This is a genomic window from Micromonospora sp. A200, from assembly GCF_029893845.1.
In the GTDB taxonomy this organism is placed as follows: domain Bacteria; phylum Actinomycetota; class Actinomycetes; order Mycobacteriales; family Micromonosporaceae; genus Micromonospora; species Micromonospora purpureochromogenes.
The window spans coordinates 68,739-82,087 of sequence record NZ_JARXXY010000017.1 but is presented as its reverse complement, the minus strand read 5'-3'; the positions used below and the strand labels follow the sequence as shown (position 1 = coordinate 82,087).

Genomic DNA, 13,349 nt, shown 5'->3' with positions numbered 1-13,349 from the left:
GCCTCCCGTTGTCGTAGGGCCTACCGTACAGTGTACGGGCTTCCGGGATTATTCCCGCTCAACGATTCCAGTCCTGCTTGGCCGCCCGCACCAGCTTGTCCTTCAACTCCCGGGTGTGCCGCCGGCTCACCGGCAGTTCCGTCCCGTCGATCACCACCACGTAGCCGGAGTTGACCAGGCGCAGCTCGGCGATCAGCTTCAGCTGCACCAGGTGCGACCGGTGGATCCGGACGAACCCGGCGTCCGCCCAACGCTCGGCGAGCGTCGCCAGCGACACCCGGACCAGGTGCGAGCCGTCGGCGGTGTGCAGCCGGGCGTAGTCGCCCTGCGCCTCCACCCAGCGCACCGCCGACCGGGGCAGCATCCGGGTCGTCCCGGCCAGCTCGATCGGGATGGTCGGGTCCTCCTCGGCCCGGGCCAGGGCCGCCGGGTGCGACGGCACCACCCGGGAGCCGATCACCCGGCGCAGCGACTCGGCCAGCCGGTCGGCGCGTACCGGCTTGCGGACGTAGTCGGTGGCCCCGAGGTCGAAGGCGTCCACCGCGCCGTCGTCGTACGCGGTGACGAAGACGATCGCCGGCGGCCGGGCGAACCGGCGCAGCACCCGGGCCAGCTCCATCCCGTCCAGGCCGGGCATCCGGATGTCCAGGAAGACCACGTCCACGTCGGCGTCGCGGAGCACCCGCAGCGCCTCGGTCGCGTCGCCCGCCGTGTGCAGCCGGGCCACCCGGGGATCGGCCCGCAGGTGGTACGCCAGCTCGTCCAGCGCCGGCGGCTCGTCGTCGACCGCCAGCACCCGCAGGAACCCCGCCGTCGCGTTCACGGTCACGATCCCGCCCGTACGCCGGGATGGAACTTCGGCACCCGCAGGCTCACCTTCGTACCCGAGCCGGGACCGGTCTCGACGACCAGGCCGAACCGGTCCCCGAAGACCGACCGGAGCCGCTCGTCGACGTTGGAGAGGCCGACGTGCTGGCCGGTGTCGTCGGTCGGGTCGCTGCCGGCGCGGGCCAGCTCCGCGATCCCCGCGGTCAGCGTGGCCGGATCCATGCCCACTCCGTCGTCCTCCACCGTGATGTGACACTCGGCGCCCGCGTCCCGGGCCTCGATGCTCACCATGCCGGTGCCGGGCTTGCGGGACAACCCGTGCCGTACGGCGTTCTCCACCAGCGGCTGGAGGCAGAGGAACGGCAGCGTAACCGGCAGCACCTCCGGGGCGATCTGCAACCGCACCTGCAACCGGTCGCCGAACCGGGCCCGCTCGATGGTCAGGTAGCGGTCGATCGAGCGCAGCTCCTCGGCCAGCGTGGTGAACTCGCCGTGCGCCCGGAACGAGTAGCGGGTGAACTCGGCGAACTCCAGGATCAGCTCCCGGGCCCGCTCCGGGTCGGTGCGGACGAACGAGCCGATCGCGGTCAGCGCGTTGTAGATGAAGTGCGGGCTGATCTGGGCGCGCAGCGCCCGGATCTCCGCCCGGGCCAGCCGTTCCCGGGACGAGTCCAGCTCGGCCAGGGCGAGCTGGTTGCCGGCCCAGTGCGCGGTCTCCAGGGTGGCCTGCACCAGCCCGGGCGCGGGTGGGGCGTCGGCGACCGCCACCAGCGCCCCGACCACCCGGCCCTGCACGCTCAGCGGCGCCAGCACCGCCCCGCGTACCGGGCAGTCGACCCGGTCGCAGTGCAACTCCGACTCGCCGAGCACCGTCGACCGGCCCGCCTCCACCGTCCGCCGGGCCGCCGCGAGCAGCTGGTCGCCGTGGTGGCCGCCGCGCCCGTCGAGGGCGAGCAGCGCGTCGGAGTCGGTGAGCGCCAGCCCGACCGCCCCCACCAGGGTCCGCAGGTGACGTACGGCCTTCGCCGCGCCCGCCGGGGTCAGGCCGGTACGCAGCGGTTCGGCGGCCAGGCCGGCAGTGTGCAGCACCTCGTAGGTGGCCCGCTGGGTGGCGGTGGCGATGCCCCGCCGGCCGCGCAGCCGCAGCACCGCCCAGAGCGCGGCGGCCAGGGCCGTGACCAGCGAGACGACGCCGACGACGGCGGAGAGGTTGCCATCCACGCAGCGATCCTTGCCGCTGCCGGCCGCCACGCCAAGCCCCGGCCGGGCATCTCCGGCGGCCGAGCCGCTAGTAGGCGCCCTTGCGGGCCAGCACCACGCCCACCGTCCGCCACAGGATGCTCAGGTCGTACGCCAGCGACCAGTTGTCGACGTAGTAGAGGTCCAGTCGGACCGCCTCGTCCCAGGAGAGGTCGGAGCGGCCGGAGACCTGCCACAGCCCGGTCATGCCCGGCCGGACCAGCAGCCGGCGCCGCACGTCGCCCAGGAAGTCGCCGTCGTCGGCGGGCAGCGGACGCGGCCCGACCAGCGACATCTCCCCCCACAGCACGTTGATCAACTGGGGCAGCTCGTCCAGCGAGGAGGCGCGCAGGAAGCGGCCCACCGCGAAGACCCGGGGGTCCTGCTTCATCTTGAACAGCATGCCGTCGGTCTCGTTCTGGTCGACCAGGCCGGCCAGCCGATCCTCGGCGTCGACGTACATGGTCCGGAACTTCCAGACCCGGAAGGTGCGGCCCTCGTGGCCGACCCGGGGCTGCCGGAAGAAGACCGGCCCGGGGTCGGAGATCCGGATGGCGAGGGCGATGGTCGCGAAGAGCGGAGCGAGCAACAGCAGGCCCAGCCCGGCGGCGACCCGGTCCATCAGGCTCTTCATCAGCAGCGCCGGGCCCGACAGGGTCGGCTCCTCGACGTGCAGCAGCGGCAGGCCCTCGATCGGGCGAATGTGCACCCGGGGGCCGGCGATGTCGGTCAGCTGCGGGGCGACCACCAGGTCGACGCCAGAGCCCTCCAACTGCCAGGCCAGCCGGCGCAGCTCACCCGGCTCGGCGCTGGCCGAGCCGCAGACTGCGATGGTGTCGCCGCCGACCTCGCGGACCAGGGCGAGGACGTCCCGGCCGGCGTACACCGGCACCGGGGTCTCGATGCCCCGGGCGGCGGCGTACCCGTCGGTGATGTGGATGGCGACCGGCACCAGGCCGGCGCCCGGGTTGCGGGTGACCGCCGTGTAGACCTCCAGCGCCTCCGGGAGCGTGCCCACCAGCACCATCCGGTGCCCGGCGTGGCCGGCCCGGCGGCGGACGGCGTGCAACAGGGCGCGGGCCGCCATCCGCTCGACGAGGATCAGGATCAGTGCCCCGAGCAGGGCGAAACCGACCGTCCAGCGGGAAAGCTGCGTCACGGTGGCGAAGGCGATGAAGGAGACCGTCGCGGCGACCGCGACACCGCCCCGGATCACCCGCTTGAACTCGTCCGGGCCCAGACCCAGGTAGCGCCGGTCGTAGGCGCGGTTGCCCCAGAGGATGACCACCCAGCCGAGCGGCAGCAGGCCGAAGGCGACCGTGTAGAACCAGGTCGGGTCCTCTTTCACCCCGTAGAAGCCGGAGGCCGCCTGGTCGAAGATCTGGATGGCGAGGAAGCTCGCCAGCGCCGCGGCCCCGAAGTCGAGCAGGAGCAGGGCGATCGTGTACGGGCGGTGCCAGCGCGACACTCGGCGACGGGCCCTCGCCCACCCCGACCGGGGGACGCCGTTGTGCGACGGCGGTGTCGGCGGCTGGATCTCGAAGCTGTCGACGTGCCGCACGAGTTTGCTCCGGCCTGTGTTGGTTACCGGGCGCTGGAGGCTTGTCGTCACCTCACCCATGTCCTCCCGCATGACACGCGCCGCTCACTCGCGGTGAGGGGCGCAGGTCGCCCACCGTTCCAGTCTCCCACGCTGCCAGTGGGCCGGACGCTGACCCGAAGGACATTGCGCCTGGCGTTGCCAGCAGGGATCCGGCCGGCTCCACGTCAGTTTTCGAAGCCGGGGACCGAGCCACTATACCGATGGATGGCGGCCCCGGTAGAGGCGCGGACGGGCAGCTTCCACGCGCCCGGGACGATTCCTCTCCGTAATCGCCGAGTGTCATTACTCACCGTACGAGCCGGGACAACCGACGGTCAGCGAGGGGCTTTCCGCCGGTCTGACAGGTCGGGCAGTACTGGAGGCTCGAATCGGCGAAGGACACCTCCCGCACCGTGTCGCCACAGACCGGACAGGGCAGGCCGGTCCGGGCGTGCACCTTCAGACCGGAGCGCTTCTCGCCCTTCAGCTCCGCCGCCCGCTGACCCAGCGAGCGGCGGACCGCGTCGCCGAGCACCGCCCGGGTCGCCGCGTGCAGCGCGGCCAGCTGGTCGTCGGTGAGCCGGTCGGTGATCGCGAACGGCGAGAGCTTCGCCGCGTGCAGGATCTCGTCGGAGTATGCGTTGCCGACCCCGGAGAGCACCGCCTGGTCGGTCAGCACCCCCTTGACCTGGCCCCGCCGGCTGCGCAGCCGCTCGGCGAAGGTGGGCAGGTCGGCGCCGAGCGCGTCCGGCCCCAGCTTCGCCACCCCGGGCACCTGCGCCGGATCGGTCACCAGGTACACGGCCAGCTTCTTCTGGGTGCCCGCCTCGGTCAGGTCGAAGCCGGAGCCGTCGTCGAGGCGGACCCGCAGGGCGATCGGGCCCTTGCCGGGGCGCAGCGGGGTGGTGGACGGGAACGCCTCCCGGTAGTGCAGCCAGCCCGCCCGGGCCAGGTGCACCACCAGGTGCAGGCCGCCGTCGACCACCACGTCGAGGAACTTGCCGTGCCGGCGGGCGTCCACCACCGCCCGGCCCGACAGCGCCGAGGGCGCCGGGTCGTACGTCTTCAGGGCGCTGATCGCGGCGACCTCGACCCGGTCGACCCGCCGCCCCACCGCGCGCTCACGCAGGTAACCCGCGAGCGCCTCCACCTCCGGTAGTTCGGGCACGTTCCAACGGTAGCCTTCTTTCCCGTGAGCGCGAGGAACGAGCTTGCGAGTCCCCGCCGCGAGTGCGAGGAGCGAGCGTTGCGAGCCCCGCAGTCGCGAGCAGAGAGCGACACAGTCGCGAACGAAAGGCGAGCTCCGTGAGAATCGTGGTGGCGCACAACCGGTACCGGGAAGCCCAGCCCTCCGGCGAGAACACGATCGTCGACTCGGAGATCGCCCAGCTGACCGACGCCGGTGTCGAGGTGCTGCCGTTCATCCGCAGCTCGGACGAGATCCCGTCGATGTCGAAGGCGGCCAAGGCCCTGCTGCCGATCTCCCCGATCTGGGCCCCGCGCGCCCAGGAGGACCTGTCCCGGCTGCTGACCACGCACCGCCCCGACGTGCTGCACCTGCACAACCCGTACCCGCTGATCTCGCCCTGGGTGGTGCGGACCGCACACCGGCACGGCGTGCCGGTGGTGCAGACGGTGCACAACTACCGGCAGGTCTGCTCCTCCGGCATCTACTTCCGGGACGGCATGATCTGCCAGGACTGCAAGGGCCGGGCGCTCGGCGTGCCGGCTGTCGTGCACCGCTGCTACCGCAACTCCCGGGCGCAGAGCGCCCTGATGGCGACCACCCTGGCCGTGCACCGGGGCACCTGGCGCTCGGTCGACCGGTTCATCGCGCTGACCTCGGCGATCGCCGACCACCTGCGGGACTACGGCATCCCGGACGAGCGAATCGTGGTCAAGCCCAACTCCGTGCCCGACCCGGGCCGGCCCGCCCCGCTCGGCGACGGGTTCCTCTACATGGCGCGGCTCACCCCGGAGAAGGGCCTCGGCCTGCTGCTGGAGGCGTGGCGCCGGCATCCGGTGGGCACGCTGGGCACGCTGCGCGTCGCCGGCGACGGCGAGCTGCGCCCGTTGGTCGAGGCGGCCGCCGCGGAGCGCGCCGACGTGGTCTACCTGGGCCAGCTCGACCGGGCCGGGGTACGCGCCGCGGTCGAGGCGAGCGCGGTGGTGATCGCCGCGTCGATGTGGCACGACGTCCTGCCGACCGTGATCATCGAGGCGCTGGCCAGCGGGCGGCCGGTGCTCGGCACCGCGCTCGGCGGGATCCCGTTCCTGGTCGGGGCGGACGGTCCCCGGGAGCCGGCCGGCACCGGGTCGGCGGAGATCGCCTCCGCGGTCCCCGGCGGGGGCCTCGCGCCGCTGCCCGCCGGCGTGGTGACCGGCACCGCCGGCTGGGTGGTCCCGCCGGAGCCGGCCGCGATGGCCGCCGCCCTCCCGGTCGCCCGGGCCGGTGCCGCCGCGCTGTCCCAGCCGGCCCGGCTCCGCTACGAGCAGACCTTCCATCCCGACGTCGTCACCAAGCGCCTCCTAGACATCTACGCCTCCGTCACCCGCCCCTGACCCCACCCGCCTCTCGCCGGCTTTTCGCGTGCACTTTCGCAGAAAGCGTGGCTATTCCGGCTCGGATAGCCACGCTTTCTCTGAAAGTACGGCCAGGGAAGGCGGCGAGGAGGCGGGGGCGGGGCGTGTGGGGGCGCGAGGGTCAGCGGAGGGAGGCGCGGGCGGAGAAGGTGATGCTGGCCAGGAGGAAGCCGCCGTTGACGATCGTGAAGGCGATGATCACCCAGTAGGTGAGGGCCGGGGCGAGCATCAGGACGAGCGCGGCCACGAAGATCACCGCGCCGTAGTCGCGGACCAGCTTCACCAGGCGTACCGGCAGCGAGGTCGAGGTGACCATGCTGGCGGCGTTCGGGCCGGCCTGCATCACCGAGGTCACCAGGTTGACCATCCAGGTGCCGGCGAAGACCGCGACCAGCCAGGTCGGCGTCTCCGGCCGCTGCGCCACGGCGGTCGCCGCCAGGGCGGCCACCAGCGCGATCTGGGCTGCCACGTCGCAGAGCACGTCCACCCGGGCGCCCGCCGCGCTGCCCTGCCCGGTGACCCGGGCCAGCTGACCGTCGGCGCAGTCCAGCGAGTACGCGACCTGCCAGCCGACCAGCGCGACCAACCCGACCACCCAGGCCGGTACGTCGCCGGCGGCGACCCGGTCGGCGAGCGCCACCACGGCCACCGAGGTGGCCAGCCCGAGCACCAGGTTGGCGATGGTCAACGCCGTCGGGCGCAGCCCGAGGCGCTGGGCGACCAGCGCGAAGACCGCGCCGAGCCACTGGCTGAGCGACTCGCTGAACAGGCCGCCGCCCCGGTTGACCCGGTGGAAGTCGGCAACGGTGGGACGGGGCTCAGCCACAGTGGTCGCGGAATGCACCGGCGTAGTCTGCCAGCCGCTCCCGCGTCTCGGTAGGTGACATCGCCAGGTGTTCGAGGATGGTGTAGCGGTCCGGCCGGGTGGAGGGCGCGAACTGCACCGCCTCGACGAACTGGTCGTCGGTCAACCCGACGTCGGCGGGGAGCCGGGGCAGCTCATGTCGGGCCAGGCAGGCCGACATCTCGGCGAAGCGCCGCCGGTCGCCGCGCAGCCAGGTGCAGAACAGCGCCCCGAGCCCGGCCAGCTCACCGTGCGAGGCGGTGCCGGGGAAGAGCGCGTCGACGGCGTGCATGATCTCGTGGCAGCCACCGCTGGCCGGCCGGCTGGTGCCGCAGACCGCCATCGCCAGGCCGCTGGAGATCAACGCCTCGGCGAGTACGGTGACGAAGGCGTCGTCGGCCATGTCGCCCGGGTGGTTGAGTACCGCCTCGGCGCCCATCCGGGCCAGCGAGGCGGCCAGGCCGTCGACCGGCTCGCCCCGGACCTGCCGGGCCAGCTCCCAGTCGGCCAGCGCGCTGATGTTGCTCACCGCATCGCCGATGCCCGCCCGGTTGTGCCGTTCCGGGCCGCTCTCCACGAAGTCCAGGTCGACGATGACCGCGATCGGGATGTGTACGCCGTAGGAGCCCTTGATCCCCTCGCTGACCAGGCTGGCGACCGGGGAGGCGATCCCGTCGTTGGCCAGGCTGGTGGCCACGGTGACCATGGGAAGTCCGCGCCGGGTGGCGGCGTACTTGGCGACGTCTATCGTCTTGCCGCCACCGATGCCGACCACCGCGTCGTACGAGCGGGCGCGGAGCTTGCTGCCCAGGTCGTCGGCGGAGTCGAGCGTGCCACCGGCGACGGTGAACACGTCGGCCGATCGCAGCGACGGCCGGATCAGCTCGGCGATCTGCTCGCCCTGCCCCGGCCCCACCACCACCGCCACGTCGCCCCCGGCGGAGATCCGCCCGTCGGCGAGGATCGCGGCGAGGTCGGCCACCGCCCCGCGCCGCACGTCGATGTGCAGCGGGGTCAGCACCGTACGAGCTAGTAGCGGCACGCGATCTCCCGCGCCCGGGCCAGGTCGGCGTGGTTGTCGACCTCGACCCAGGAGACGTCCCCGATCGGCGCCGCGCGCACCTCGCCGCCCCGGTCGGCGAACTCCTGGTAGCCGTCCTCGTAGTAGAGGTTGGGGTCACGCCGCCAGGTCGCCTCCAGCGCGTCGGCGAGGGCGTCGGCCACCTGCGGCTCGATCAGCGTCGCGCCGATGTACTCGCCGTACGCCTCGCCCGGGTCCATGATCTTGGTGATCCGGGTGAGCTGGCCGGCGGCGTCGAAGGTGGTCTTCATCTCCTCCTCGGCCAGCGCCTTGATGTTGTCGATCGCCAGCAGGATGCCCGGCCCGCGCTCGGCGAGCAGCGTCTTCTCCACGCTCACCGGGTGCACGGTGTCGCCGTTGACCAGCAGCACGCCCCGGGCGAAGTGCTCCCGCGCCAGCCAGAGCGAGTACGCGTTGTTCCACTCCTCGGCCTTGTCGTTGTGCACGAGGGTGAGCCGGACGCCGTAGCGCTCCTCCAGCGCCGCCTGGCGCTCGACGACCGCGTCGGCGGCGTACCCGACCACGATCACGATCTCGGTGAGCCCGACCTCGGCGAGGTTGCCCAGCGCGATGTCCAGGATGGTGGTCTCACCGTCCACCGGCACCAGCGCCTTGGGCAGGGTGTCGGTGTACGGGCGCAGTCGGCGCCCCGCACCGGCCGCGAGCACCATCCCGATCATGCGGGGTCCTCCCTCGTACGACTCCAGGTCACCGTGGAGGATAGCCCCGCGTGACGGTGGGGCTGCCGCCAACCGGGGCCAGAGAGGTTGTCGGGAACCTCGCCGCGGGGTTCCCGGCACCCTCTCAGCCGGGCAGGGCGGCCAGGTCGGCCAGCACCGCGAGCCGCTCCTCGGCGGTGAGCGCCGCGTACGGGCCAGCCGCGCGGCGGTCGGTCTCCAGCTCGATCGCCCGGCGTTCCGGCCCCTCCGGCAGCTCGCTGATGCTCGACGCGGTGTGCCCGGCGGCGGTCCACGCGGCGGCGTGCGCGTCGGCCCGGCGGTAACGCAGCGTGCCGAGCCGGTTCAGCAGGAGCACCCCGGGCGGCGTGCCGTCCGGCTCGTACGGCGGGGCCATGGTGGCGAACGCGGGCATCGGCTCGGCGTCGGGCTCCCCGGCGAGCAGCAGCCCGTACGCCAGCAGCCGGCCGAACGCCTCGACCAGGCGCAGCACCCGGTCGTCGTGCCCGGCCCACAGCTCCTCGGTGACCTCGCCGTGCACCTGGTAGATCTCGGTGAGGAAGTCGGTGCCCCGCTCGGTGGCGGCGAAGCCGCCGTCGGGCCGGCGGACGATCATCCCGTGCGCCACCTGTTTGTCCAGGGCCCGCTGGCAGGTGGCCGGATCCCGGTAGCGGGTGACGGCGGCGAAGCCCGCCCCGTCGACCGTGCCGCCCGGCGCGGCGAGCCGGGTGCGGAACTCGACCAGGAAGCCGGTGGCGGCCGGACCGCCGTACCGCTGGCTCAGCTCGGCGCCGCCGCCGTCGCGGCCGGCGAGCATGCCGGCGACGAAGGTCCGGTCGATCGCCGGGGCGACCAGCCCGGCGAACCGGTGCGGCGCCAGCTCGACGGCGGAGTTCACCGACCGATCGACCGCGGCGCGGCGAAGGCGGTCTCGCTCAGTTCCAGATAGCCGCCGCCGATGTCCCAGGCATTGGGAAAAAGGCTCCGCTCGGGAGATCGGCGCTGAGTGAAGAGGCGGCCGTCGTCGTCCACGATCAGCGCGCCGGCGCAGCGGAGAGGCTCGGTGGGCACGTGCCGACAGTAGCGAGCGGGCGTCGGTCGCGCCGATGCCCGGTCTTGTCCCGGTCTGCCACCTGGGCCCACCATGTGGGTACCGGGTGCCGCCGTCCCAAAGGGGTGATGCGTGATGCAGGTTCGGGAAGCTATGTCCAACGAGGTGCTCATGGTGGGTCCGGAGCACACGCTCCGGCAGGCCGCCCAGATGATGTCGGCCCGCCGGGTCGGCTCGGCGGTGGTGATCGACCCCGACTCCGAAGGGGTCGGGATCATGACTGAACGGGACGTGCTCAACGCGATCGGGGCCGGGCTGGACTGCGATGTGGAACGCACCAGGGCGCACGTGAGCTGGGACGTCGTCTACGCCGGTCTGGATTGGACGGTGGAGGAGGCGGCCGCGGCGATGGCCCGGGGCGGCTTCCGCCACCTGGTGGTGTTCGACGGCCGGGAGGTGGCCGGGGTGATCTCTGTGCGCGACCTCATGCGGGTCTGGTCGCAGCAGCGGCTCACCGTGGGCTGAGTCCCGGCCGGGGGTCGTCCGCACCTGTCGCGGCGGCCCCTGACCGGCCCGAACTCCCCCGTCGACGAGAGTCCCGCTCACGTCCGTCGGTCGATCATCTGCCCGCATGTTGAACTTGGCGTGTATGCCGGTCGGACCGGCCGGGACAGGCCCTAGGCTCGTGCGCATGACCGCCGAGCAGCTGATCTCGTTCGCCCGTGGAGCTCCCTCGCTGGACATCGTCGATGTCGAGGGTCTCAAGGCAGCCGCCGTCCGTGCCTTCGACGCCGACCCCGCCGGGATCACGGCGTACGGCACCTCCGTCGGGTACCCACCCCTGCGGAAGTGGATCGCCGAGAAGCACGGCGTCGAGGCGGATCAGGTGCTGATCACCAACGGCTCGCTCCAGGCGGACGCGTTCCTCTTCGACCACCTGGTCCGCCGCGGTGACGCGGTGGTGGTGGAGCGTCCCACGTACGACCGGACCCTGCTCAACCTCCAGCGGATGGGCGGCGAGATCCACGGTGTCTCGATCCAGCCGGACGGCCTCGACACCGCCGAGCTGCGCAAGCTGCTGGAGTCCGGGGTGCGGCCCCGGCTGGCGCACGTCATCCCGAACTACCAGAACCCGGCCGGCGTGACGCTCTCCCTGGAGAAGCGCCGCGAGCTGCTCGACCTGGCCGTCGAGTACGAGTTCACGATCTTCGAGGACGACCCGTACGCCGACATCCGGTTCCGGGGCGAGGCGCTGCCGTCGATGCTCTCGCTGGACACCCGCAACGTGGTGGTGCACGCCTCCAGCTTCACCAAGACGGTCTGCCCGGGCGTCCGGGTCGGCTACCTGGTCGGGTCGGCGGACCTGATCGCCGACATCGCCAAGAAGGCGACCAGCCTCTACATCTCGCCCGGCATGGTCTCCGAGGCGATCGTGCACCAGTTCTGCGTCTCCGGCGAGATCGAGCGGTCGATCGAGACCGTGTCGACCGCCCTCGGCGAGCGGGCCCAGGTGCTTGCCGAGTCGCTGCGCCGGCACCTCCCCGAGGCCAGCTTCGTCGAGCCGGACGGCGGCTACTTCCTCTGGGTGGAGTTCCCGGCGGACGTGGACGTGGCCCGGCTCGCCCCGGCCGCCGCCGAGCGGGGCGTCGCCGTGGTCAAGGGCAGCGACTTCATGGTCGACGGCGGGCAGCACGCGCTCCGGCTGGCCTTCTCCGCCGTCACCGCGGACCGGATCGACGAGGGCGTCCGCCGGCTGGCGGAGGCCGTGGCCGCCGTCCGGGGCTGAATAGTCCGGGGCTGAACATCTGTCGGGTTTCCGACAGTCTGGCGATGCCGGCCGGCCCGGGGCACCCTCGGGCCGGCCGGCGGCTCACAATGCTGCGAGCGTCGCTCACCTGCCCACGCGCGGCCGGACCAACCGGTCGCGCCGCTCGTACGCGCGACGCCGCCCAGCATCACCCCCCGCCCCCACCGGCGCCGGGTGGGCCGCGTCGCCCCCTCACCCCCCTGAACGCGGCGCGGCCCACCCGGCGCCACCCCTTCGTGATCTTGCGCCGGTGGCGGCGGATTCCGTCCGGCCGGGCGTATCGGCAGCACACCCGCGTGATCACCGAAGCTGCCGGCCGCCGGCCGCCGGCCGGCGCGGGGCAGCGCGGCCGGCGGGGGCGTAGCCTGCAAGCCGCAGCAGCGTGGGGAGGGGGACGCCATGACGGACCGGGTCCAGCGGGAGCGGTCGACGAACCAGCACACCGGGCGGGTGCTCAGCCCCCGCGCCTGGACGGCGCCGGTCCGGGCGATGTCCCGCATCCTCAACGCCGACGGTTCCCCCCGCATCCCGGCCCCGGCCGGGCCCGGGCGCAGCGGCGTGGTCGACTGCGGCCTCTACGTCGACGGGGAACGCCAGCCCGGCCAGTGGCACTACGCCGACGCGCTGGAGGCGGCCCGCGGGGAGCGCAACGCCTTCGTCTGGCTCGGCCTGCACGAGCCGGAGCTGGCCGAGATGACCGCCATCGCGGAGACGTACGGCCTGCACGAGCTGGCGGTCGAGGACGCGGTCAAGGCCCAGCAGCGCCCCAAGCTGGAGCGCTTCGGCGAGGTCACCTTCCTGGTGCTGCGCACCGCCCGCTACTGCGAGCACGCGGAGCTGACCGAGAACTCCGAGGTGGTCGAGACCGGCCAGGTGATGCTCTTCATCGGGCCGAACTTCCTGATCAGCGTCCGGCACGGCGACGCCTGCCGGCTCGCTCCGGTCCGCGCCGACCTGGAGGCCAAGCGGGACCTGCTGCTGCACGGCCCGTGGGCGGTGGCGTACGCGGTCACCGACCGGGTGGTGGACCTCTACCTGGAGGTGGCCGACCAGCTCGAGGACGACCTGGACGTGTTGGAGGCCGACGTCTTCGACCGGCAGAGCAGCGGCCGGATCCAGCGGATCTACCAGATGAAGCGGGAGCTGGTGGAGTTCAAGCGGGCGGTGATCCCGTTGCAGCGGCCGCTGCTGACCCTCACCGCCCAGGTCAACCGGGAGGTGCCGCAGGAGGTGCGGCGCTACTTCCGGGACGTGCAGGACCACCTCAGCCGCACCGTCGAGCAGGTCAACTCCTACGACGACCTGCTCAACTCCATCCTCCAGGCGCGACTGGCGCAGGTCACCGTCGACCAGAACAACGACATGCGCAAGATCGCCGCCTGGGCCGCCATCGCCGCGGTCTGGACCGCGTTCGCCGGGGTCTACGGGATGAACTTCGAGAACATGCCCGAGCTGAAGTGGACGTACGGCTATCCGGGCGTGCTGGCCCTGATGCTCGCCATCTCGCTGGCGCTGTACCGCTGGTTCCGCCGCAACGGCTGGCTCTGACCCGCACGCCGGCGATCCACGCCGACCGCGGCCGGTCCGGGCCGGCGGGCGCGCGACCGACCCCGGACACGCCGGCGGCGCGGGAGTCGCCTCCCGCGCCGCCGGCGAT

General features: G+C 72.9%; 13 protein-coding genes. 4 read left to right on the top strand and 9 right to left on the bottom strand.

Annotated features, from left to right (window positions below):
- Positions 1 to 58 precede the first annotated feature (58 nt).
- From M2302_RS18125 to M2302_RS18110, 4 genes are all read right to left on the bottom strand, one after another.
- A complete protein-coding gene (locus M2302_RS18125) occupies positions 59 to 829 on the bottom strand; it encodes a LytTR family DNA-binding domain-containing protein (protein ID WP_088959765.1) in 771 nt (256 codons plus the stop codon).
- Positions 826 to 2,049: a histidine kinase gene (locus M2302_RS18120; protein ID WP_280839050.1), complete on the bottom strand. Its 1,224-nt coding sequence runs from the start codon at positions 2,047 to 2,049 to the stop codon at positions 826 to 828. The genes M2302_RS18125 and M2302_RS18120 overlap by 4 nt, the downstream gene beginning before the upstream one ends.
- Positions 2,050 to 2,116: 67 nt before the next feature.
- Positions 2,117 to 3,688 (bottom strand): sugar transferase, encoded by a 1,572-nt coding sequence (locus M2302_RS18115; RefSeq protein ID WP_280839115.1) that lies wholly within the window; start codon positions 3,686 to 3,688, stop codon positions 2,117 to 2,119.
- Positions 3,689 to 3,956: 268 nt separating this feature from the next.
- Positions 3,957 to 4,817, bottom strand: a complete 861-nt coding sequence (locus M2302_RS18110) for a DNA-formamidopyrimidine glycosylase family protein (protein WP_280839049.1) — start codon at positions 4,815 to 4,817, stop codon at positions 3,957 to 3,959.
- A 137-nt stretch (positions 4,818 to 4,954) separates the two neighbouring features.
- Here M2302_RS18110 and M2302_RS18105 point away from each other — a divergent pair, with 137 nt between their 5' ends.
- Positions 4,955 to 6,211, top strand: coding sequence for a glycosyltransferase family 4 protein (locus M2302_RS18105; RefSeq protein WP_280839048.1), 1,257 nt, complete (start codon positions 4,955 to 4,957; stop codon positions 6,209 to 6,211).
- A gap of 142 nt (positions 6,212 to 6,353) precedes the next feature.
- Here M2302_RS18105 and M2302_RS18100 read toward each other — a convergent pair whose 3' ends face one another.
- The 5 genes from M2302_RS18100 to M2302_RS18080 form a co-directional block, all read right to left on the bottom strand.
- Complete coding sequence (locus M2302_RS18100; protein WP_280839047.1) at positions 6,354 to 7,076, bottom strand: CDP-alcohol phosphatidyltransferase family protein; 723 nt, start codon at positions 7,074 to 7,076, stop codon at positions 6,354 to 6,356.
- The gene (locus M2302_RS18095) at positions 7,051 to 8,118 is read right to left on the bottom strand and encodes an iron-containing alcohol dehydrogenase family protein (protein ID WP_280839046.1); all 1,068 of its coding nucleotides are present in this window, start codon (positions 8,116 to 8,118) and stop codon (positions 7,051 to 7,053) included. Before M2302_RS18095 ends, M2302_RS18100 begins: the two co-directional genes overlap by 26 nt.
- Positions 8,106 to 8,837, bottom strand: coding sequence for a phosphocholine cytidylyltransferase family protein (locus M2302_RS18090; RefSeq protein ID WP_280839045.1), 732 nt, complete (start codon positions 8,835 to 8,837; stop codon positions 8,106 to 8,108). Before M2302_RS18090 ends, M2302_RS18095 begins: the two co-directional genes overlap by 13 nt.
- A 124-nt stretch (positions 8,838 to 8,961) precedes the next feature.
- Positions 8,962 to 9,732, bottom strand: a complete 771-nt coding sequence (locus M2302_RS18085) for a hypothetical protein (RefSeq protein WP_280839044.1) — start codon at positions 9,730 to 9,732, stop codon at positions 8,962 to 8,964.
- Entirely contained in the window at positions 9,729 to 9,905 is a 177-nt protein-coding gene (locus tag M2302_RS18080; RefSeq protein WP_280839043.1) for a hypothetical protein, read from the bottom strand. The genes M2302_RS18085 and M2302_RS18080 overlap by 4 nt, the downstream gene beginning before the upstream one ends.
- A 115-nt stretch (positions 9,906 to 10,020) precedes the next feature.
- On the opposite strand from M2302_RS18080, the gene M2302_RS18075 reads away from it, so the two are divergent.
- From M2302_RS18075 to corA, 3 genes are all read left to right on the top strand, one after another.
- A complete protein-coding gene (locus M2302_RS18075) occupies positions 10,021 to 10,410 on the top strand; it encodes a CBS domain-containing protein (protein WP_280839042.1) in 390 nt (129 codons plus the stop codon).
- A 166-nt stretch (positions 10,411 to 10,576) separates the two neighbouring features.
- A complete protein-coding gene (locus tag M2302_RS18070) occupies positions 10,577 to 11,671 on the top strand; it encodes a PLP-dependent aminotransferase family protein (protein ID WP_280839041.1) in 1,095 nt (364 codons plus the stop codon).
- 420 nt (positions 11,672 to 12,091) lie between these two features.
- The gene (gene corA, locus M2302_RS18065; protein WP_280839040.1) at positions 12,092 to 13,240 is read left to right on the top strand and encodes a magnesium/cobalt transporter CorA; all 1,149 of its coding nucleotides are present in this window, start codon (positions 12,092 to 12,094) and stop codon (positions 13,238 to 13,240) included.
- Positions 13,241 to 13,349: the final 109 nt, after the last annotated feature.

Excerpts from the sequence above, each read along its gene's own strand:
- M2302_RS18115 (WP_280839115.1), bottom strand. The coding sequence starts at position 3,688 with ATGGGTGAGGTGACGACAAGCCTCCAGCGCCCGGTAACCAACACAGGC.
- M2302_RS18090 (WP_280839045.1), bottom strand. The coding sequence starts at position 8,837 with ATGATCGGGATGGTGCTCGCGGCCGGTGCGGGGCGCCGACTGCGCCCG.
- M2302_RS18075 (WP_280839042.1), top strand. The coding sequence starts at position 10,021 with ATGCAGGTTCGGGAAGCTATGTCCAACGAGGTGCTCATGGTGGGTCCG.
- M2302_RS18070 (WP_280839041.1), top strand. The coding sequence starts at position 10,577 with ATGACCGCCGAGCAGCTGATCTCGTTCGCCCGTGGAGCTCCCTCGCTG.
- corA (WP_280839040.1), top strand. The coding sequence starts at position 12,092 with ATGACGGACCGGGTCCAGCGGGAGCGGTCGACGAACCAGCACACCGGG.